The following is a 19260-nucleotide window of genomic DNA, read 5'->3' as shown; positions in this document are numbered from 1 at the left end:
CCGGTCTCGTCAGGCGGAGTGCTTCGCGATCGAGGCGAGGATGTCACCTGCCAGCTCGGGCCTGCAGACGACCAGATCCGGCAGGTACGGGTGCGGTGCGTTGTACTCGAGCGGCGAACCGTCCACACGGGACGCGAACAACCCGGCCGCCTGGACGACGCCTGCGGGCGCGGCCGAGTCCCACTCCCACTGGCCGCCCGCATGCAGGTAGGCGTCGGCCTCACCGCGCAGCACGGCCATCGCCTTGGCTCCGGCCGACCCCATCGGAACCAGTTCGGCCCCGAGGTCGGCTGCGACACCGGCGGCGAACTCCGGCGGCCTGCTCGCGCTCACGAGGATCCTGCCCTCACCCGCGCGCGGCGCCAGTGTCACATCCCCGGTCACGTAGACCGTGTCGCGATCGGGCTGGGCCACCGCCGCATCGGTGATGCCCTTGCCCTGCTGCCACAACGCGACGTGCACGGCCCAGTCGTCGCGGCCGGGCCGCGAGAACTCGCGCGTGCCGTCGAGCGGGTCGATGATCCACACCCGGTCGGCCGACAACCGGGCACTGCTGTCGGCCGACTCCTCGGACAGCACGGCGTCTCCCGGACGGGCGGCGGCGAGGCGCTCGAGCAGGAGCGCGTTCGAGCGCGCGTCGCCGCGCCCGCCCAGCTCCTTCGGCTCCAGGTCCGCACCGCCGGCACGCACGTCGAGCAGCAGTTTCCCGGCTTCGACCGCCAGCTGCCCGGCGAGTTCTGCGTCTGTGGTCATTCACCCAGCAAAGCAAGCCCGCCGCCGTGATCGCCAACGGGGTCGGAACAAGAACATGTTCTTGCCATGTGGCTGACGAACCGCGAAGCTGAACGACATGGACCTCGCCACCCTGGAAGAGATCAAGCAGACCAAGTACCGCTACCTGCGGTGCGTCGACCTCAAGCGCTGGGACGAGCTGGCCGACGTGCTGACCGCCGACGCCACGGCCGACTACGGCAGTCCCGCACTCGGCGAGGCGCTGAGCTTCACCGGCCGCGACGCGATCCTCGACTTCCTGCGCACGAACCTCGGCGGCACCATCATCACCACGCATTCCGCGGGCCAGCCGGAGATAGACATCGACGGCGATACGGCGACCGGCACCTGGTCGTTCGAGGACACGGTCATCGCACCGGAACACGACGTCCTGATCAAGGGCGCCGCGTTCTACCGGGACCGCTACCGGCGCGGCGACGACGGCACGTGGCGTATCGCCCACACCGGATACCTGCGCCTCTACGAGATGATGATGTCGACGAAGGACGTGCCGAGCCTGCGGCTGACGGCCAACCTCTGGGCCGAGACGGCGTGAGCGTCCGGTCGCACCGTTGACCAGTATGTAGAACACGTTCTATCGTGTGGGCGTGATCACGCAGCCGCTGGCCGACGCCATCGCCGAAGCAGAGAAGGTCATCGCCGACGCACCGCACGTCCGCGGCGAAGCGGATCTCGCCGAGGGATACGACTACCTCGCGGGCGGCATCCAGGCCTGCCTCCACCTGGCCAGGGCCTACCAACGCGACCACCCGTTCTTCGTCCAGTCGACCGGTCCGTACACGAAGATGGGCCTCGACAATCCGGACGCGCTGTACTTCCACTCCTACATCCGCGACGACGCCGAGTACGTCGTCACCGGCACGCGCGGCACGACCAGCGACCTCAGCTTCCAGGTCCTCGCCGGCGACTACACCCCGGTCGAGGTACCGGACAGCCTCACGGCGTTCGACGACCGTGAGCTCGACGTCGCATCCGACGGTACGTTCGAGATCCGCTTCGGCCCGGGCCGCGACAGGGAGGGCCGCGGCTACTTCGCACTCCCCGAGGGCGCGGCGATGCTCGTCGTGCGCGAGGTCTACAGCGACTGGACCGAGCGCCGTGGCACGATCCGCATCCACCGCGACGACACGGCGGGCACCGCGCCACCGCCACTCGACCGCGACGCGGTGGCCAAGCGCTACGGCGTCGCGGGAAAGATGTTGCTCGGCAGGCTGCGCACGTTCCTCGCCTTCCCCGAGTGGTTCTACCTGAAGCTGCCGGTGAACACGCTCACCGAACCGCGTCGTACGCCGGGCGGCCTCGCGACGCAGTTCTCGTCCGTCGGGCACTACGACCTGCCCGACGACAAGGCGATGATCGTGACGGTGCCGCGGTCGGACGCGCCGTATCAGGGCATTCAACTCGGGAGCATGTGGTACATCTCCCTCGACTACGTCAATCACCAGACGAGCCTCACCGCCGATCAGGCAACTGTGGACCCTGATGGGATGTTCCGCTTCGTCATCAGTGAACGCGATCCCGGCGTCGCGAACTGGTTGGAACGACTGGGGCACGACCGCGGATACGTGCAACTGCGCTGGCAACGGCTCTCCCGCGACCTCGGTGCCGCCGACGGGCCCACGGTCGAGGTCGTCGACGTCGACGAGCTGCCCGCACGGCTGCCGTTCCACGACCACGCGAGCGTCACGCCGGAGCAGTGGTCGGCCCGGATCGCTCGCAGACAGGCGGAGTTCGCAACGAGGATGCTCGGATGACGATCCTCGCCGGCAAGGTCGTCGTCGTGTCCGGTGCGGGCCCCGGACTGGGCAGGGCGATCGCCGTGCGGAGCGCGCACGCGGGCGCCGACGTGGCGCTCGTCGCGCGGGACGAGGACAGGCTCGCGAAGGTGGCGGCCGAGGTGCGCGAACTCGGCGGGCGCGCGCTCACCGTGCCCGCCGACATCACCGACGACGATGCGTGTGCCCGGATCGTCGACTCGACGGTCGCCGAATTCGGCCGCGTCGACGCCCTGGTCAACAACGCCTTCACGATGCCGCCGATGGCCGACCTGACCGACGTGCGGATCGACAGGCTCCGCGCGGGCCTCGACGTCAACGTGTTCGCTGCACTGCGGCTCACCCGGCTCTTCGCCCCGCGGCTCGCACCGGACGGCTCCGTCGTGATGATCAACTCCGCGGTGCTGCGGCATTCCCGGCAGCTCTACGGCGCGTACAAGATGGCGAAGTCCGCGCTGCTGTCGGTGTCGCAGAGCCTCGCCTCGGAACTCGGGCCGGCGGGCGTACGCGTGAACTCGGTGGCGCCGGGCTACATCTGGGCCGACATGCTGCAGGCGTACTTCGCCCACCTCGCCGGCGAACGCGGCGTCGACCCGCAGCAGATCTACGACGACACCGCCGCGACCACGGACCTGCGCAGGCTGCCCGAACCCGACGAGATCGCCGACGCCGTCGTGTTCCTCGCCTCCCCCATGGCGCGGGCGATCACCGGTCAGTGCCTCGACGTCAACGCTGGCGAGTTCCACCACTGAGGAAGGCGGTGCCATGGTCGCCACCATCGACGAGCTGCACGAGTCCGCGAGCCGCATCACCGGGCTCGACGACTTCGGCACCGACGACTACACCGACGGACTCGCCGTGCTGCTCGATGCCTACGAACGGGAGGCGTCGCTGACCCCGTTGGGGCGCAAGGTCAAACGCGCGTTCCTTCGCGGCGCATTGATGGCGAGGCTGCTCAGCGAGGCGGCGTGGAAACGGCATCCCGAGCACGCCGACGTCGCGATCGAGCGGCCGATCTTCGTCACCGGCCTGCCGCGCACGGGAACGACGGCACTGCACCGGTTGCTGACCGCCGACCCCGCCAGCCAGGGCCTCGAAGTGTGGCTGACGGAGGTGCCACAGCCGCGCCCGCACCCGGACACGTGGCCCGACAACCCGGTCTTCCAGCGGATCCAGGCCGGCTACGAGCAGTACCACGTCGACAACCCCGAGTTCATGGGCGTACACGCGATGTCGGCCGACCAGGTCGAGGAATGCTGGCAGCTGCTGCGGCAGTCGCTGCGTTCGGTGTCGTACGAATGCCTGGCGCACGTGCCGTCGTACTCGGAGTGGCTGTCCGAACAGGACTGGACCGCCGCCTACCGGCGGCACCGCGGCAACCTGCAGCTGATCGGACTGCCCGACGCCGGCCGACGCTGGGTGTTGAAGAACCCGAGCCACCTGTTCGCGCTCGACGAGCTGCTGGACGTGTACCCCGACGCGCTGGTGATTCAGACGCACCGTGCACCCGAGACCGCGATCGCGTCGGTGTGCAGCCTCAACGCGCAGGCGAGCGCGGGCTGGTCGGAGACGTTCACCGGCGACCGCGTCGGCCACGACCAACTCGAACTGTGGGCCCGCGGACTGGAGACGTTCACACAGGCCCGCGACCGGCACGACCAGGGGCGGTTCTTCGACGTCGACTACGACGACTTCGTGGCCGACCCGATCGGCACGGTGCAGACCGTGTACCGACACTTCGACCTGCCGCTCAGCGACGAGGCGCGCGAGGCGATGCGGCGGCTGCACACTGCGAGCACGACGGGTACCGCACGACCTGCGCACCGCTACTCGCTCGCCGACTTCGGCCTGACCGAGGGCGACGTCCGCCGCCGGTTCGCCGACCTGGCGACGGTCGGCGGGCGCACGTAGCCGTCACGCAGGCTGCCGCTCCGCGGAGGGCGTGTCGCCGGCGGGCGTGCGCACGTAACCGACCTCGCGCGCAGGTGCCCCACACCCTGGTGTCGCCCGCGGCTGTCACACGTCGTGCACCGGTGGCGTCGGAAGGGGTGAGAACCAACGGACACCCCGAGGGAGACGACCATGAGCGGAGCGCTCGACGTCACGCTGTTGGCCGCCGCGATCGGCTGCGCGGTACTCAACACCGTCGAAGTGGTCGCCAAGGCGATGCGTGCGCGGTTCGTGCTCGACAACTGCGCCGAGGTGGGCCTCGACACCCGGTGGGTCCCACATCTCGCGATCGTCGAGGGTGCCGGTGTCGTGGGGCTGCTGCTCGGGTTCGCGGGAGTTCCACTGATCGGTACGGCGGCTGCCATCGGCCTCGTCGCGTTCTTCGTGATCGCCGTCGCCGTGCACGTCCGCGCACGGGTGCTCCACAACATCGCGTTCCCGGCCGTGTTTCTGGTGCTCGCCGTGGGAGCCGTGGGGCACTTCACGTGACGCGCGGGCGCTACGGGCGACCCGGGCGCAGAACACGCGCGTCTGAGCGCAGGACACGCAAGCAGAACACGCGCCGGGGAGTCTCAGCGGACGGTGACCGAGAGTGCCTGGGCGATCGTGGTGCCGAGGGCGTGGGTGGCGGCCTCGGGGGCCGGGCCGATCTTGACGACGACCGGGCCGCCGAACGGCTGCCGTTCGACCACCTCCACGCGGTCGCCGATCGTGATCGACCGCTCCGCGAGGAAGCGCAGCAGCTCGGGGTCGGTGTCCCACACGCGGGCGATCTCCCCGACCGCCCCGGCGGGCAGTTCGTCGAGCAGCGCCGTGGACATCTCCTCGACGCTGCCGTCCGGCGCGGGGATCGGGTCGCCGTGCGGGTCGCGCACCGGGTCGCCCAGCTTGGCCGCGATGCGCTCGACGAGACGTTCGGACATGACGTGTTCGAGGAGGTCGGCCTCGGTGTGCACCTCGTCCCACGTGTAGCCCAGTTCGGAGACGAGATAGGTCTCGATGAGCCGATGCCTGCGCAGCACCGACCTGGCGAGCTGCAACCCCTCGGCGGTGAGCTCGATGCCGCGGTACGGCACGTGCTCGACGAGCCCCTGCTGGGCCAGCTTGGTGACCATGCCCGACGCCGACGACGGGCTCACCTCGAGCCTGCCCGCCAGGGACGTGTTCGTCACGGCCTCACCACGCTCGGCGAGGCCGTAGATCGCGCGCATGTAGTCCTCGATCGAGGACGAACGCCGATTCGAGCCGTCTCCCATGCCTTCCAAGATACGGCCTCCTCCCGACGGAACCGGCTACCGCGCCTCACCCCTGGTCGGGAACCCAACGGTACTTGACCCAGCCTTCCACGGGCTTGCCGCCGAGCGAGGCGTAGAAGGCCTCGGCCTTGGCGTTGCCGACCTGCATGTCCCATTCGACCCGGCCGCCGGTGCGCCTGCCCAGCTCGGCCATGAGCTCCCTGCCGAGCCCGTACCTGCGGAACTCGGGCTTGACGAACAGGTCGTCGAGGAACACGCCGGGCTTGGCGTCCCAGCTGGGGAACGTCCAAGCGCACAGTGCCATACCCGCCGTCACCCGTTCGCCGGCCGCACCGTCGGGCTCTGCCTCGGCGATCACCACCCAGGCCTTCGGTTCGGGGCCGAAGAGGTGTTTCGCCATGTCGCCACGGTCGAGCACGAGGTCGTCCTTGCCCTCGTACCGGGCGTGCTCCTCGATGAGCAGGCAGATGTCCTCGACGTCCTCGGGTGTCGCGTCACGTACCGGCATGAGGTGCAGTTCAGCACAGGTCACGGCCGTGATGCCACCCTTCTGGTCTATCGATCGATTGATCGGGCCGCTAGGGTTGCGGCATGCCGACCGTCCAGCTCGACACATCCGGTGCCGACGGCGTGGCCGTCGTGCGCCTCGACCGGCCCGAGCGGCTCAACGCCGTGACCGCTGAGCTCGTCGACGACCTGCTCGCCGCGCTCGACGCCGTCGCCGCCCGTACCGACATCCGCGTCGTCGTACTGACCGGCGGCGGACGGGCGTTCTGCGCAGGGCACGACCTCAAGGAACCCCTCCCCGAAGGTGATTCCCGCCCGCGGCTGGAGCGGCTGCAGGACGTCACGCGCAGGCTCCGCGGCCTGCCGCAGCCGGTCGTCGCGGCCGTGCACGGCTACGCGATCGGGGCGGGCGCCGAGTTCGCACTGGGCTGCGATCTCGTGGTGGCCGCCGACGACGCGGTGTTCGCGTTCCCGGAAGCGGGCCTGGGCCTCAGCGTCACCGGCGCCGCGTCCCGGCTGCTGCCGCTGCTGGTCGGACCGCTGAAGGCCAAGGAGCTGATGCTGCTGGGCGAGCGTGTCGATGCCGCGGCCGCCGCCGAGCTGGGCCTGGTCAACCGCGTCGTGCCGCGCGACGAGCTCGACGCACACGTCACCGAACTGACCGCGGAGCTGGCGGGCAAACCGGCCCGCTCGGTGACGCTCGCCAAGCGTGCACTGGACCACGGCATCGACACCGCGGTCGAGACCGTGCTGGAACTCGAGGTCACCCACGCCCTGCTCACCGAACACACCCCCGAGATGGAGAAGAGCGCCGAGGAGTTCCGGTCGCGATGAGCGCACACCTCGTCGAACTCGTCACCACGGCCGCCAGGACCTGGCCCGACAAGCCCGCGTGGGTCTTCGACGACGCCGCGGCCGACACCCGCGAGACGCTCACGTTCGCCGACGTCGACCAGCGCACCCGAGGACTCGCCGCCGCGCTGGCCGAGCGCGGGGTGACGGCGGGTGACCGCGTGGCCGTGATGCTGCCCAACCGGCCCGAGTTCCCCCTGCTGTGGCTGGCGCTGGCCCGCCTCGGCGCGGCGATGGTGCCCGTCAACACCGGGTACCGGGAACTCGACGGCGGTCACGTGATCGCCCACTCGGGCGCGACGCTGGCCGTGACGTCCGGCGAGTTCGCCGACCTGCTCCGGACCGTCGCGCCGGGCACCGGGATCCGCGAGGTCTTGACGACCGACCGGCTCACCACGACCGGCCCGGCTCCCGACTTCACGCCGACCCCGGAGACGCCCACCAACATCCAGTACACGTCCGGCACGACCGGTGCGCCGAAGGGCTGCGTCCTGCCGCACCGCTACTGGACGACGCTCGCCGACGACCTGGCGACGGCGTTTCCCGCGATCTCCTCCGACGACATCATGCTGACCGCACAGCCGTTCCACTACATCGATCCACAGTGGAACGTCGCGTTGGGACTGCGGTCCGGCGCGACGCTCGTGGTGCTGGACCGGTTCCACCCCTCGACGTTCTGGCAGAAGGTGCGCGAACACGGCGTCACGTGGTTCTACTGCCTCGGCCTGATGCCGACGCTGCTGCTGCGCATGCCCGAGCAGGCGGAGGACCGCGACCACCGCGTGCGCGCGATCACGGCCTCGGCCGTCCCACCGGAACTGCACGCCGAGTTGGAGGCCCGCTGGGGCGTGCCGTGGTACGAGGCGTTCGGCATGACCGAGACCGGTGGCGACATCCGCATGTATCCGCGGGACCACGACGAACTGGTCGGCACCGGATGCATCGGCCGTCCCGCGGCGCATCGCGAGGTGATCGTCGCCGACTCCGACGCCGCTCCGGTGCCGCGTGGGACCGAGGGTGAGCTGCTGATCCGCGGGACCGGACTGATGCACCGCTACCACGACGACCCCGAGGCGACCGCGACGGCGTTCCGCGGCGGCTGGTTCCACACCGGCGACATCGCTCGCATGGACGACGAGGGGCGCGTGTTCTTCGTCGGCCGCACCAAGGACATGATCCGCCGCAGCGGCGAGAACATCGCCGCGGACGAGGTGGAACGCGCCCTGCTGCTGCATTCCGGCGTCGCAGGCGCAGCGGTCGTCGCCGTCCCTGACGAGCTGCGCGGAGAGGAGGTCAAGGCGTACGTCGTGCTCGCCGGGAACGCCGGGGCCGACGAACCCGATCCCGAGGCACTGGCGGAGTTCTGCGAGACGAAACTCGCACGGTTCAAGGTGCCGCGGTTCTGGTCCGTTGTGGACGAACTGCCGATGACTCCGTCGGAGCGCGTCGCGAAGGGAAAGCTGCGGGAAGGCGACCAGCGCACCGGCGCGTACGACCGGAAGGCGGGCACGTGGCTGTGACGGGCCCCGGCGGCACACCGGCCCGCGAACGCGTGCACCGTGCGGCGGTGCGGCTGTTCGCCACGAAAGGATTCCACGGCACGGGCATCCGCGACCTCGCCAAGGCCGCCAACCTCTCGTCGGCGAGCCTGTACCACTACATGCCGACGAAGGAACGGCTGCTCGCGGACATCATGCGCTCGTCGTTGCAGAGTCTGCTCGACGCGGCACTCGCCGAGCTCGACGGCCTCGACGACCCCGTCGAACGGCTCGACCGGCTCGTGGTGCTGCACGTGACCCGGCACGCCCGCGAACCGATGCGCACGCGCGTGGTGGACAACGAGGTCGACGCGCTCACGCCCGCGTCCCGCCGGGACGTCGTCGGCATCCGCGACGCCTACGAAAAGCTGTGGTCGGACGCCCTCGACGACGGGCTGCGCAGCGGTGTGTTCACCACCACCCGCCCCGCGACGACTCGACTGGCCCTGCTCGACATGTGCAACGGCGTCGCCCGGTGGTTCTCCCCCGGCGGCGAGCTGGGCAGAAACGACCTCGCCGAGCACTACGCCGACCTCGCACGGCGCCTCGTCGGAGCACCGCCTCGACCACCCCGATGAGGGGGCATCGGCCCAGCGCGAAGGGGGTGGCGCTTGCCCCGACGCCGCCACTGGGGGACGCTCGTGGGGTGAGTGAACAGACTATCCACCTGGAACTCAACGACGAGGGCGTCGCCCCCGGGCTTCCCACGCCCACCGATCCGCAGGACCACATCCACGATGTGCCCTACCGTCCCGTCGAGTTCCGTGACGACGATCTTCCCGCCGCTCTGGAGCGCGGCGCGGCCTGGCTCCGCAAGGCGCAGCAGTGGCTAGGCGAACCCGCCGACGTCATCGCCATCCACCTCGATTACGACGATCGCGACGGATACCCGTACTACAACCTGAAGATCCTCTGCAACGAGGAGGATCTTGCGGGCGTTCCCCTCGCGATCAAGCAGGGCAGCCGATCCTGACCGCCGGCAGCTGACGCCGCGCCCGGCCCAAGGCCGGGCCTCTCCACGTCGCAGGGGAGCCGGCAGCAACCTGCGACAGGCACGTACGCATCACCACGGCAGTCCCGTCAGCGAGGTCCGAACCGCCGTGGAACGCACCATCAACGCTGTGGACCTCAACACTGCAGGGAGTCGCAGTGCGGCAACGCCCCGGAGGCCGTTGCGCCCGGGGCGTTGCCGCACTGAGTCCGGCCCCGCTCGTCAGCCGGCCGTCGCGACGGCGGAGTCGGAGGGAGCGGAGTCGGAGGGAGCGGAGTCACGGTCGGCCGACTCGCGGTAGGCCGCGACCGCGAGCCGGGTCTCCTCCTGCACAAGGTCACCGTTGAGCTGCGCGGCCGTGAACGCTCCGGCCGCAGCGGCACCACCGACCTGCGCCGACGGATCCGTGACATTGCCCGCCGCCCACACGCCGGCGACGTCGGTCTCCCCGCGCCCGTCGACGGCCAGGTGATCTCCGGCGCCCGACGGGTGCTCACCCGGGTACAGCCCGACGCCCGCCAGGAATCCCGCACGCACGGTCATCCGCGGCCCGGCCACGACCACGTCCCGCGTCGTCGTCGACCCGTCCGCCGATCGCACGCCCGTGATCCGGGCGCCGTCGACGTCCACCGCGGCGACCTCGCCCTCGACGATGCGGATACCCCGGGCGAGAAGCCGTTCCCGGTCGTCGTCGGACAGCGTCGTGCCCCGCGCGAAGAACACCACGTCGTCGCTCCACTGCCGGAACAGCAACGCCTGGTGTACCGACATGGGCCCGCCCGCGAGCACCCCGATCGCACGGTCGCGCACCTCCCACCCGTGGCAGTACGGGCAGTGGACGACACCGTGGCCCCACTGCTCCCGCACGCCCGGGACGTCCGGCAGTTCGTCGACGAGTCCCGTCGTGACGAGCACACGGCGCGCTTCGACGACCCGACCCTCCGCCGTGGTGACGGTGAACCCGCCCGCCCCGGCGCGCGACACGTCGTCGACCCTCGCCGTCACGACCTCGCCGCCGTACTCGCGCACCTCCTCCCGGCCGCGCGCCAGCAGCTCGGCGGGTGGTGTGCCCTCCCTGCCCAGCAGCCCGTGCACCGCGTCGGCGGGGGCATTGCGCGGCTCCCCGGCATCCAGCACGAGCACGCTGCGCCGCGCACGGGCCAGCATCAGCGCCGCGTTGAGCCCCGCAGCACCGCCTCCGACCACCACGACGTCGTACCGCCCCGTATCCGCCGTGGCCTGTGTCCGTTCCTGTGTCATGTCCGACCACCTCCGGCTCCCACACTGCGCCCACCTCACGAAATCGGCAAATATTCTTGCGAGAACCGCAAACTGTGTGCAGGGATCGCCGGACAGCAGCGTCGCTCCGCGCCGCTAGCCCGCCCGTCGCCCAACCACCAACCCCCCACGGAGACGCTCCGCGCCGCTAGCCCGCCCGTCGCCCAACCACCAACCCCCCACGGAGGCGCTTCGCGCCGCTAGTCTTACGGCATGATCACGTGTTCCGTCTGGTGGGCGGTTCCGGTGCACGACACCGCCGACCACCGGGAGCTGCTGACCGACGTCGAACTGGACCGGTATTCGGCCTACCGCACACCCGAAGACCGTCGGCGGTTCCTCACCGGACGGGTTCTCGCGAAGACCCAGGTCGCGCAGCGCCTCGGCATCCCCACGGCCGACGTCGTGTTCGACGCGACCTGCGACGACTGCGACAAGCAGCACGGCCCGCCGCGCATCCCCGGCAGCACACTCCGGCTGTCGATCTCACATGCCGGCGACCGCGTGGGCCTCGCCCTCGCCGACGGTGCCGAGCTGGGCCTCGACGTCGAGTCCACCACGCGCCGGGCCGCCGACGGGCTCCTCGACTACGCGCTGTCCGAGGCCGAACGCGCCGCCGTGGCCGAGCTGACCGACGACGACCGCACGCGTGCGTTCTTCCGCTATTGGACCGGCAAGGAAGCCCTGATGAAGGCGACCGGCAAAGGTCTGCGTATTCCGCTGACGAGCCTCACCCTGTCGGCCCCCGGTGAGCAGGTACGTCTCGTGTCGTCCGAAGCACCCGCCCTGGACCCCGCCACCGCCAGGCTCGCCTCGTTACAGCCCGGCGACGGATACGACGCCGCGGTGGCCGTCCTCACCCCCGACGAGCTTGAGGTCACAGAGCACTGGTGGAGCCCGCGGCCGGCCATGCTGGGACACTGACGGTATGGACGCCGCGCGCCTGGTCGAGCAGTACCGGCGCGGCGACTTCCTGTTCGCCACCGCTCGGCGCACGATCCTCGCCCGCGGCACCGACGACGAGATCACCGGAACCGATGAGGACGCGCTCGCGGACCGCGTGGCCACGGCGCTCGCCGACCGCGGCGGCGGCATCGCGGCCGGTGTCCTGCCGTACGACGCCGCAACCGGCACACCTGCGCGGCTCGTCGTCCCACGGACGACTCACACCGCGGGCCCGGCCCACCCCGACGTCCGCAGACTCGCCCGGCAGCGCATCGGCGCTCCGACCGCGGTGCGAGCCGTGCCGGAACCGCCGATCCACGCCGACGCTGTGCGCACGGCCGTCACCGAACTGGCCGTCCGTGACCTGCGGAAAGTAGTGCTGGCGCGGGCGCTCGACGTCGAGTTCGCCGACGAGGTACCGGTCGCGTCGATCGTGCGCAACCTGGTACTCGACCACCGGCACGGCTACGTGTTCGGCGCGGGTCTGCCCGGTGGGCGGACGCTGCTCGGCGCGAGCCCGGAACTGCTCGTGTCCCGTCGCGGCAACCGCGTCGTGGCGCATCCGTACGCGGGATCCATGCCCCGCTCGGCGGACGCCGTCGCCGACGCTGCGAACGCCGAAGCCCTGCTCACCTCGAAGAAGGACCGGCTCGAACACGCGATCCTCACCGAGGCCGTCGCGGAAGCGCTCCGCCCGTTCTGCCGCGACCTCGACGTGCCCGCCGAACCCGCACTGGAACGCACCCCAGCGATGTGGCACCTCGGCACGCGCATCACCGGAGAGCTGGCCGATCCTGCGACCACCGCACTGCACCTGGCGTCGGCGCTCCATCCGACGCCGGCGATCTGCGGCACGCCCGTCGACTCCGCGCGGCGGCTGATCGGCGAACTGGAGCCGTTCGACCGCCGCTACTACGCCGGAGCCACCGGCTGGGTCGACGCCGACGGCGACGGCGAATGGACCGTGTCGATCCGCTGCGCGGACGCGGGCGCGACGTCGCTGCGGATGTACGCGGGAGGCGGGATCGTCGCCGACTCGGACCCGCAGGCCGAACTGGACGAGACGTCGGCGAAGTTCGCCACGTTGGCCCGCGCGATGGGACTCGACACCGGCACGCTCACGCGCTGACGCCTCAGGGCGTGAGCGAACAGCGGGGAACCCCGGCGCGCACACGGCAGGGGCAGGCGGCCACTCCGGGCACACGACGACTCCGGTAGCAGTCCCGAACACACGAAAGGGACATCGGGCCGCCGCGAAACGGCGGCGAACATCGAGGCGGAAAACACCGTCGATGAATGTGCGAACCGGAAACGAACCGGTTCGGAAAATTCAGACCCGAAAATCCGCGACGGTCCGTGGGCGGCACACCGTCACGGCGGGCCACCCACGGACGCGAGGCGTCACTTGAGAGCGCTGATGAGAGCTTCGCGCTGACGGTCGCCGAGGCCTGCGGCCCGGCGGTCAGGGTCGATGCCCGCCTGCTCCAGGAGCGCGGCGACCTTCACGGCGCCGAGCCCGGGAACAGCCTTCAGCAGCTGGGTGACCTTGGTCTTCCCAACCGTCTTGTCGTCCTTGGCGCGGTTCAGCACCTTCTCGATGCTTTCCGAACCGTCCTTGATCGACGCAAGCAGCTCCGAGCGCGCCTTGCGAGCCTCGGCCGCCTTGGCCAGGGCTTCCTGCCGCTGTTCCGGAGTCAACGTAGGCAGAGCCAACGTACCTTTCCTTTCTTCTCGGGTGCCGCTTGTGCAGCGGCGACAACCCGGATCCCCAGGTGCTTGCCCGAGCAAGCGCTGGCCAGGCCGTCTCTTACCACGGGCCCAGTAAACGCCAAGACCCCTTCTTCCGCGAAATCGACACGCGATGAACCCCCGTCCGAGGCATGCGGGCCGAAACGTCCGGGCCGTGGTCTACCGCTACGCGCAACTGTTATGCCGCAGCACCTGCTGCACCTCGCAGCTTACGGATAGGCTCGCGCTGAATCCGAGTTCACCGCAAGAACCACGGGAGTCTCAATGTTGAGCACGATGCAGGACGCCCCCCTTTCGATCGCGACCCTGTTGAAGCACGGCAGCACCTTGCACGGCACGAGCGAAGTGGTCACGTGGACCGGATCGGATACGCGCCGACGGAGCTACGCCGAGGTGGGCGACCGTGCCGCGCAGCTGGCGGGCGCCCTCCGCGGCCTCGGCGTGACGGGCGACCAGCGCGTCGGCACCTTCATGTGGAACAACGCCGAGCACCTCGAGGCCTACCTGGCGATCCCCGCGATGGGCGCGGTGCTGCACACCCTGAACATCCGCCTGTTCCCCGAGCAGTTGGTGTACGTCGCCGACCACGCCGAGGACCACGTCATCATCGTCGACGGCACGCTGGTTCCGCTGCTGAACAAGCCCCTCGCCCAGATGAAGACGGTGCGTCACGTCGTCGTCTCGGGCGGTGACACGGCGGCCGTCGAGGCGCCCGAGGGCGTTCAGGTTCACGACTACGAGCAGCTGCTCGCCGCCCAGCCCACCGAGTTCGACTGGCCCGAGATCGACGAGCGTTCGGCGGCCGCGATGTGCTATACGTCCGGCACGACCGGTGAGCCCAAGGGCGTGGTCTATTCGCACCGCTCGATCTGGCTGCACTCGATGCAGGTGTGCATGTCGGACAGCATGCGGCTGTCCGACACGGACAAGACCCTGGTCATCGTGCCGCAGTTCCACGCGATGTCGTGGGGCGTGCCGTACGCGGCGTTCATGGTCGGCGCCTCGATGGTCATGCCCGACCGGTTCCTCCAGCCCGGGCCGATCGCCGAGATCATGGCGGCCGAGCAGCCGACGCAGGCCGCGGCCGTGCCGACGATCTGGCAGGGCCTGCTCCAGCACCTCGACGCCAACCCGCAGGACATCTCCCACCTGCGCGAGGTCGTGGTGGGCGGGTCGGCCGCGCCGCCGTCGATGATGCACGCGTTCGAGGAGCGCTACGACGTGCCGGTGCTGCACGCCTGGGGCATGACCGAGACGTCGCCGCTGGGCAGCGTGGCCCGGCCGCCGCGAGGGACGTCCGGTGAGGAGGCATGGCGCTACCGCTACACGCAGGGCCGGTTCCCCGCCTCCGTGCAGGCTCGGCTCATCGACGACGACGGCAACGAGGTGCCGTGGGACGGTGAGAGCGTCGGCGAACTCGAAGTGGCGGGCCCGTGGATCGCCGGCGCGTACCACAAGGGCTCCGACCCCGAGAAGTTCCGCGACGGCTGGCTGCGCACCGGCGACGTCGGCAAGATCACCCCGAACGGCTACCTGACACTGACCGACCGGTCGAAGGACGTCATCAAGTCGGGCGGTGAGTGGATCTCGTCGGTCGACCTGGAGAACGACGTCATGGCGCACGAGGCCGTCGCCGAGGCCGCGGTCGTGGGCGTGCCGGACGAGAAGTGGGACGAGCGTCCGCTCGTGGCTGTCGTCGTCAGGGAGGGCCACACCGTCACCGCCGACGAGCTGCGGGAGTTCCTGCGCGGCAAGGTGGCGAAGTGGCAGCTGCCCGAGCACTGGACGTTCGTGCCCGAGGTGCCGAAGACGAGCGTCGGCAAGTTCGACAAGAAGCGCATTCGCGCCGCCCACGCCGAGGGCAAGCTCGACATCACCCACTTCTGAGCGTGCACCACCCGACCCAGGGCTTGATGCCCCGCAGGGCACCTCGGGGGCACTGAGCGCCACTGAGGTGCCCGGCGGGGCACCCCACGGAACCGAGCCGCGCACGGAGGGCGAGGGGAGGACTCACGACGTGGGCCGAACGGCCCACGCGCGGTTTACAGGCCGCTGTCCGCCCATAACAATGACGCGCCATGCGCGGACGACTCTCCACGGTGCTGATGGCGGCTCTCACCGCGTCGGTGATCCTGCAGCCCACGGCCACCGCCTCGGCACCCGCCCTGTCGCTCGGCGGGGCGCAGGCCACGCACCCTTCCTCCAAGGACGAAGCCATCGACTTCCACCGCTGGAACGGCGCCCGCGACTTCGCCGCGGGTGAGCGCGGCGGTGTCCGCCCCGACGCCGAGGGCCTGCGCATCAGCGAGCCCGTGGGCACCGAGAACGGTTACGAGTACGGCACTTGGACATCGCCGCTGTACGAACCGGGATTCGACGCCACGGAGCTGATCGCGTCCTGGAACGCGCGGACTCCGCAGGGCACGTGGCTGAAGGTGCAGGCGCAGGCGCGTACCGCGGGCGGTGCCGAGACGTCCTGGTACACGCTCGGCACGTGGGCCTACGGCGACGGCGACATCGAACGCACCAGCGTCACCGGGCAGTCGGACGAGCACGCCGCCGTCTACACGGACACGTTGTCGGCCGCCGACGGCGTGGCCTTCCGCGCCTACCGACTGCGCGTCACCCTGTACCGCGCCGAGGGCTCCGGCGCCTCGCCGGTCGTCGCGCAGGCCGGCGCCATGACCTCCGACGTGCCGGACCGATTCGAGCCGCAGCTGACGGAGCCGGGCGAGGCCGCAGGCATCGAGCTGGACGTACCCACGTACGCGCAGAACGTCCACCGCGGCAACTACCCCGAGTACGGCGGTGGCGGCCAGGCGTGGTGCAGCCCGACGTCGACGACGATGGTCGCCGAGTACTGGGGCGCGAAGCCGACCGACGAACAGTTGTCGTGGCTGCCCGCCGACTACCCGGACAAGAGCGTCGCGCACGCGGCGCGCCACACGTACGACTACGCGTACGAGGGCACCGGCAACTGGCCGTTCAACACCGCCTACGCCTCGCAGTACGGGCTCGAGGGGCACATCACGCGGCTGCATTCGCTGGCCGAGCTGGAGGGCTACATCGCGCGTGGCGTCCCGGTGATCACATCGCAGTCGTTCCTGGAATCCGAACTCGACGGTGCGGGCTACGGCACGGCGGGGCACCTCATGGTGGTCGTCGGGTTCACCGGCGACGGCGACGTGATCGCGAACGACCCGGCGTCGGAGTCCAACGACGAGGTGCGCCGCGTCTACGATCGGGAGCAGTTCGAAACGATCTGGCAGCGCACCAAGCGTTACGACGCCGATGGCGAGGTCGCGAGCGGCAGCGGCGGCGTCGCGTACATCATCGAGGGCTGAGGCGATGCTGGTTTCCGGAGAACCGATCTTCCACGACGACGCGTACCCGGAGGACCCGTATCCGGGTGCCCGGCCGTCACGGTCGTACGTCCACCACGACGGCGCGGGATACACGCTGTCGTCCGAGGCGCTCGCGGCAGCGCGTGCGGACCCCGAACGCATCCCGGTCCTGGCGTACGGCTCGAACGTGTGCCCTTCGAAGATCACATGGCTGCGGGAGACGCTGGGGCTGTCCGGTCCGGTGATCGCCGCCCACGCGGAGTGTCGCGACCTGGCCGCCGTGTGGGCGGCGGCTCTGCGCCCGCGGGACGACCAGCGGCCGGCGACGCTGGCGTTCGCACCGGGTGTCACGGAGTGGCACGCCGTGTGGTTCGCGACGCAGGGTCAGGTCGAAGCACTCGACGTCTGCGAGGCGCGGGGCAAGGCCTACGAGCTCGCGCGTATCCACAGTGGACGGATCACGCTCGAGGACGGGTCCGTGCTGGACGATGTGTACGCCTACGTCGGCCTCGACGGTGGCAACATGCCGTTGTTGATCGACGGTGAGCCCGTGCGCACGGCGCACCTCGACCAGTACGGGGCCGCCCGGCTGAGCGGCGAGGCGGCCGGGACGCACGGACTCGACGTGACCGTCATCCCGGAGGGTATGCCCCTCAGCCGATGAGCTTGCCGGGGTTGAGGATCCCGCTCGGGTCGACGGCCCGCTTCGCTGCCGCGAGGACGTCGCGGCCGAGTTCGCCGATCTCCCCCGCCAGGTACGGCGCGTGGTCCATGCCGACGGCGTGGTGGTGCGAGATCGTACCCACCCGGTCGGCGGAGATCGCCTCGCAGGCCGCGGCTTTCGCCCGCTCCCACTGACCGATCGGGTCATCCGGATCGCGGGGCGTCAGCACGCTGAAGTACAGCGAGGCACCCGTCTCGTACGCGTGCGACACGTGGCACATGATCAGCGGGTGGCCGAGTTCCCTGCGCAGCGCAGTGCGGACCCGGTCGTAGAGCGTGCCGAGCTTGGACCAGTGCGTGGCGGTTTCGAGCGTTTCCACGCAGACGCCCGCGTCCAACAACGCATCCCGCTGCCGTGGCCCGCCGAACCGCCCCCGCAGCCACGCCCGCGCGGGCGCCGACGTGAGCCACACCGCGCCACCGGAGCGCAACAGGCGCATCGCGCTCTTGCGACGCTCCGCCGAGTCGCCGTGCCAGCTCAGCACCAACAGGCACGGTTCGTCGACGCTGCGGGCGCCCAGGTAGCGACGCAGCACGCTCGTCTTCCACGTGCCCGCCATCTGCAGCTGCACCTGTGTCTCGTCCACATCGGACAACCGCGTGATGTCGGCCAGCAGCCCCCGTTGCGCCAACTGCCGCACGAGTCCGCTGCCCCGTTCCCAGCCGTCGACGGCGAACGCCTCGAAGTGCTCGTTCTCGGGCAGCGGCCGCACACGAAGCGCGACCTCGGTGATGACACCGAGCGCGCCCTCACTGCCGATCGCGAGCTGTCGCAGATCAGGGCCCGCTGCCGACGCGGGCGCCACGCCGAGTTCCCACTCGCCGCGCGGCGTCGCCAGCCGCACACCGGTGACCATGTCCTCGAAGCGCCCGTATCCGGACGAGGCCTGCCCGGCCGAACGCGTGGCCGCGAACCCGCCGATCGTGGCGCGTTCGAACGACTGCGGGACGTGACCGAGGGTGAACCCGTGCGCGGACAGCATGCGTTCGGCGTCCGGCGCCCGCACACCGGCCTGCAGCACGGCGGTACGCGAGATCGGGTCGACCGACACGAGCCGGTTCAGGCGCTCGAGGTCCAGCACGACCACGGCCTGCTTGTCGCCCTTGAACGCCGTGACACCACCGACGACGGACGTGCCGCCACCGAACGGAACGACACCGACGTCGTTCTCGACGCACACGTCCAGCACCTGCTGCACCTGTTGCGGACTCCCGGGCAACACGACCGCGTCGGGCGTCGGGATGCCCGAGGTGGGCTGCCTGCGCCGGAGCAGGTCCAGATACGACAGTCCGCCACTGCGTTCCAGCCGTTCGCGGGACTCCTCGAGGACGTTGCCGGCGCCGACGATGCCGGCGAGCGCCGACCGGGCCTTCCCCGGCAGCTGCGACGCGGGCGTCGCGATGGCGGAATCGGGGGCCACCGGGTCGCTGGGCGTGGTGTCGCCGATCCGGCTCCGCAGCCAGCGGAGCTCCTTGGCCGTGAGATGGGCGGCGTCGGCACCGTCGGGCGTCCAGGCACCGCGCAGGCGGTGGTCAATGCTGTCGGTCACGACTAGAGTG

Annotated in this window: 20 protein-coding genes; 14 read left to right on the top strand and 6 right to left on the bottom strand. The window is 70.5% G+C overall.

Annotated elements, in window-relative coordinates:
* Positions 1-9: 9 nt before the first annotated feature.
* The gene (locus FHS23_RS07010) at positions 10-753 is read right to left on the bottom strand and encodes a 3'(2'),5'-bisphosphate nucleotidase CysQ (protein ID WP_183649530.1); all 744 of its coding nucleotides are present in this window, start codon (positions 751-753) and stop codon (positions 10-12) included.
* Positions 754-850: 97 nt separating this feature from the next.
* Between FHS23_RS07010 and FHS23_RS07005 the strand changes: the two genes are divergently transcribed.
* The 5 genes from FHS23_RS07005 to FHS23_RS06985 all read left to right on the top strand — a co-directional run bounded on the left by FHS23_RS07005 (position 851) and on the right by FHS23_RS06985 (position 5006).
* Positions 851-1327, top strand: coding sequence for a nuclear transport factor 2 family protein (locus FHS23_RS07005; RefSeq protein WP_183649527.1), 477 nt, complete (start codon positions 851-853; stop codon positions 1325-1327).
* Positions 1328-1379: 52 nt separating this feature from the next.
* Entirely contained in the window at positions 1380-2546 is a 1167-nt protein-coding gene (locus FHS23_RS07000) for a hypothetical protein (protein WP_183649524.1), read from the top strand.
* Positions 2543-3319: an SDR family oxidoreductase gene (locus tag FHS23_RS06995; RefSeq protein WP_183649522.1), complete on the top strand. Its 777-nt coding sequence runs from the start codon at positions 2543-2545 to the stop codon at positions 3317-3319. Before FHS23_RS07000 ends, FHS23_RS06995 begins: the two co-directional genes overlap by 4 nt.
* A 13-nt stretch (positions 3320-3332) precedes the next feature.
* Entirely contained in the window at positions 3333-4478 is a 1146-nt protein-coding gene (locus FHS23_RS06990) for a sulfotransferase family protein (RefSeq protein WP_183649519.1), read from the top strand.
* A gap of 171 nt (positions 4479-4649) precedes the next feature.
* Entirely contained in the window at positions 4650-5006 is a 357-nt protein-coding gene (locus FHS23_RS06985) for a DoxX family protein (protein ID WP_183649517.1), read from the top strand.
* An 83-nt stretch (positions 5007-5089) separates the two neighbouring features.
* Here the strand turns inward: FHS23_RS06985 and FHS23_RS06980 are convergent, their stop codons facing one another.
* Positions 5090-5773, bottom strand: a complete 684-nt coding sequence (locus FHS23_RS06980) for a metal-dependent transcriptional regulator (RefSeq protein ID WP_183649515.1) — start codon at positions 5771-5773, stop codon at positions 5090-5092.
* 46 nt (positions 5774-5819) lie between these two features.
* Positions 5820-6281: a GNAT family N-acetyltransferase gene (locus FHS23_RS06975; RefSeq protein WP_183651091.1), complete on the bottom strand. Its 462-nt coding sequence runs from the start codon at positions 6279-6281 to the stop codon at positions 5820-5822.
* An 83-nt stretch (positions 6282-6364) separates the two neighbouring features.
* On the opposite strand from FHS23_RS06975, the gene FHS23_RS06970 reads away from it, so the two are divergent.
* The 4 genes from FHS23_RS06970 to FHS23_RS06955 all read left to right on the top strand — a co-directional run bounded on the left by FHS23_RS06970 (position 6365) and on the right by FHS23_RS06955 (position 9643).
* Positions 6365-7114 (top strand): enoyl-CoA hydratase/isomerase family protein, encoded by a 750-nt coding sequence (locus tag FHS23_RS06970; protein ID WP_183649513.1) that lies wholly within the window; start codon positions 6365-6367, stop codon positions 7112-7114.
* A complete protein-coding gene (locus tag FHS23_RS06965) occupies positions 7111-8652 on the top strand; it encodes an AMP-binding protein (protein ID WP_183649511.1) in 1542 nt (513 codons plus the stop codon). The genes FHS23_RS06970 and FHS23_RS06965 overlap by 4 nt, the downstream gene beginning before the upstream one ends.
* Positions 8643-9248, top strand: a complete 606-nt coding sequence (locus tag FHS23_RS06960) for a TetR/AcrR family transcriptional regulator (protein ID WP_343053695.1) — start codon at positions 8643-8645, stop codon at positions 9246-9248. Before FHS23_RS06965 ends, FHS23_RS06960 begins: the two co-directional genes overlap by 10 nt.
* A 68-nt stretch (positions 9249-9316) precedes the next feature.
* Positions 9317-9643 (top strand): hypothetical protein, encoded by a 327-nt coding sequence (locus tag FHS23_RS06955; RefSeq protein WP_183649509.1) that lies wholly within the window; start codon positions 9317-9319, stop codon positions 9641-9643.
* Between the two features lie 240 nt (positions 9644-9883).
* On the opposite strand, the gene FHS23_RS06950 is transcribed toward FHS23_RS06955, so the two are convergent.
* Positions 9884-10921, bottom strand: a complete 1038-nt coding sequence (locus tag FHS23_RS06950) for an NAD(P)/FAD-dependent oxidoreductase (RefSeq protein WP_183649507.1) — start codon at positions 10919-10921, stop codon at positions 9884-9886.
* 231 nt (positions 10922-11152) lie between these two features.
* On the opposite strand from FHS23_RS06950, the gene FHS23_RS06945 reads away from it, so the two are divergent.
* Together FHS23_RS06945 and FHS23_RS06940 are read left to right on the top strand one after the other, a co-directional pair.
* Positions 11153-11863 (top strand): 4'-phosphopantetheinyl transferase family protein, encoded by a 711-nt coding sequence (locus FHS23_RS06945; RefSeq protein WP_183649505.1) that lies wholly within the window; start codon positions 11153-11155, stop codon positions 11861-11863.
* A gap of 4 nt (positions 11864-11867) precedes the next feature.
* Positions 11868-13013 carry an isochorismate synthase gene (locus FHS23_RS06940; RefSeq protein WP_183649503.1) on the top strand — a complete coding sequence of 382 codons (1146 nt, stop codon included), beginning with the start codon at positions 11868-11870 and terminating at the stop codon, positions 13011-13013.
* 272 nt (positions 13014-13285) lie between these two features.
* Here the strand turns inward: FHS23_RS06940 and mihF are convergent, their stop codons facing one another.
* Positions 13286-13597, bottom strand: coding sequence for an integration host factor, actinobacterial type (gene mihF / locus FHS23_RS06935; protein WP_183649502.1), 312 nt, complete (start codon positions 13595-13597; stop codon positions 13286-13288).
* Between the two features lie 300 nt (positions 13598-13897).
* On the opposite strand from mihF, the gene FHS23_RS06930 reads away from it, so the two are divergent.
* The 3 genes from FHS23_RS06930 (at position 13898) to FHS23_RS06920 (ending at position 17641) form a co-directional block, all read left to right on the top strand.
* A complete protein-coding gene (locus FHS23_RS06930; protein ID WP_183649501.1) occupies positions 13898-15520 on the top strand; it encodes a long-chain fatty acid--CoA ligase in 1623 nt (540 codons plus the stop codon).
* Between the two features lie 191 nt (positions 15521-15711).
* Positions 15712-16977 (top strand): peptidase C39 family protein, encoded by a 1266-nt coding sequence (locus FHS23_RS06925; RefSeq protein ID WP_183649500.1) that lies wholly within the window; start codon positions 15712-15714, stop codon positions 16975-16977.
* 4 nt (positions 16978-16981) lie between these two features.
* Complete coding sequence (locus FHS23_RS06920; protein WP_183649499.1) at positions 16982-17641, top strand: gamma-glutamylcyclotransferase; 660 nt, start codon at positions 16982-16984, stop codon at positions 17639-17641.
* On the opposite strand, the gene FHS23_RS06915 is transcribed toward FHS23_RS06920, so the two are convergent.
* Positions 17631-19250: an FAD-binding protein gene (locus FHS23_RS06915; protein WP_183649498.1), complete on the bottom strand. Its 1620-nt coding sequence runs from the start codon at positions 19248-19250 to the stop codon at positions 17631-17633. The two genes, FHS23_RS06920 and FHS23_RS06915, sit on opposite strands and share 11 nt — an antisense overlap.
* Positions 19251-19260 lie beyond the last annotated feature (10 nt).

The sequence above is a fragment of the Prauserella isguenensis genome, from assembly GCF_014191605.1.
Taxonomy (GTDB): Bacteria; Actinomycetota; Actinomycetes; order Mycobacteriales; family Pseudonocardiaceae; genus Prauserella; species Prauserella isguenensis.
The sequence above is the reverse complement of the archived record's forward strand: the minus strand, read 5'-3'. Positions and strand labels throughout refer to the sequence as shown.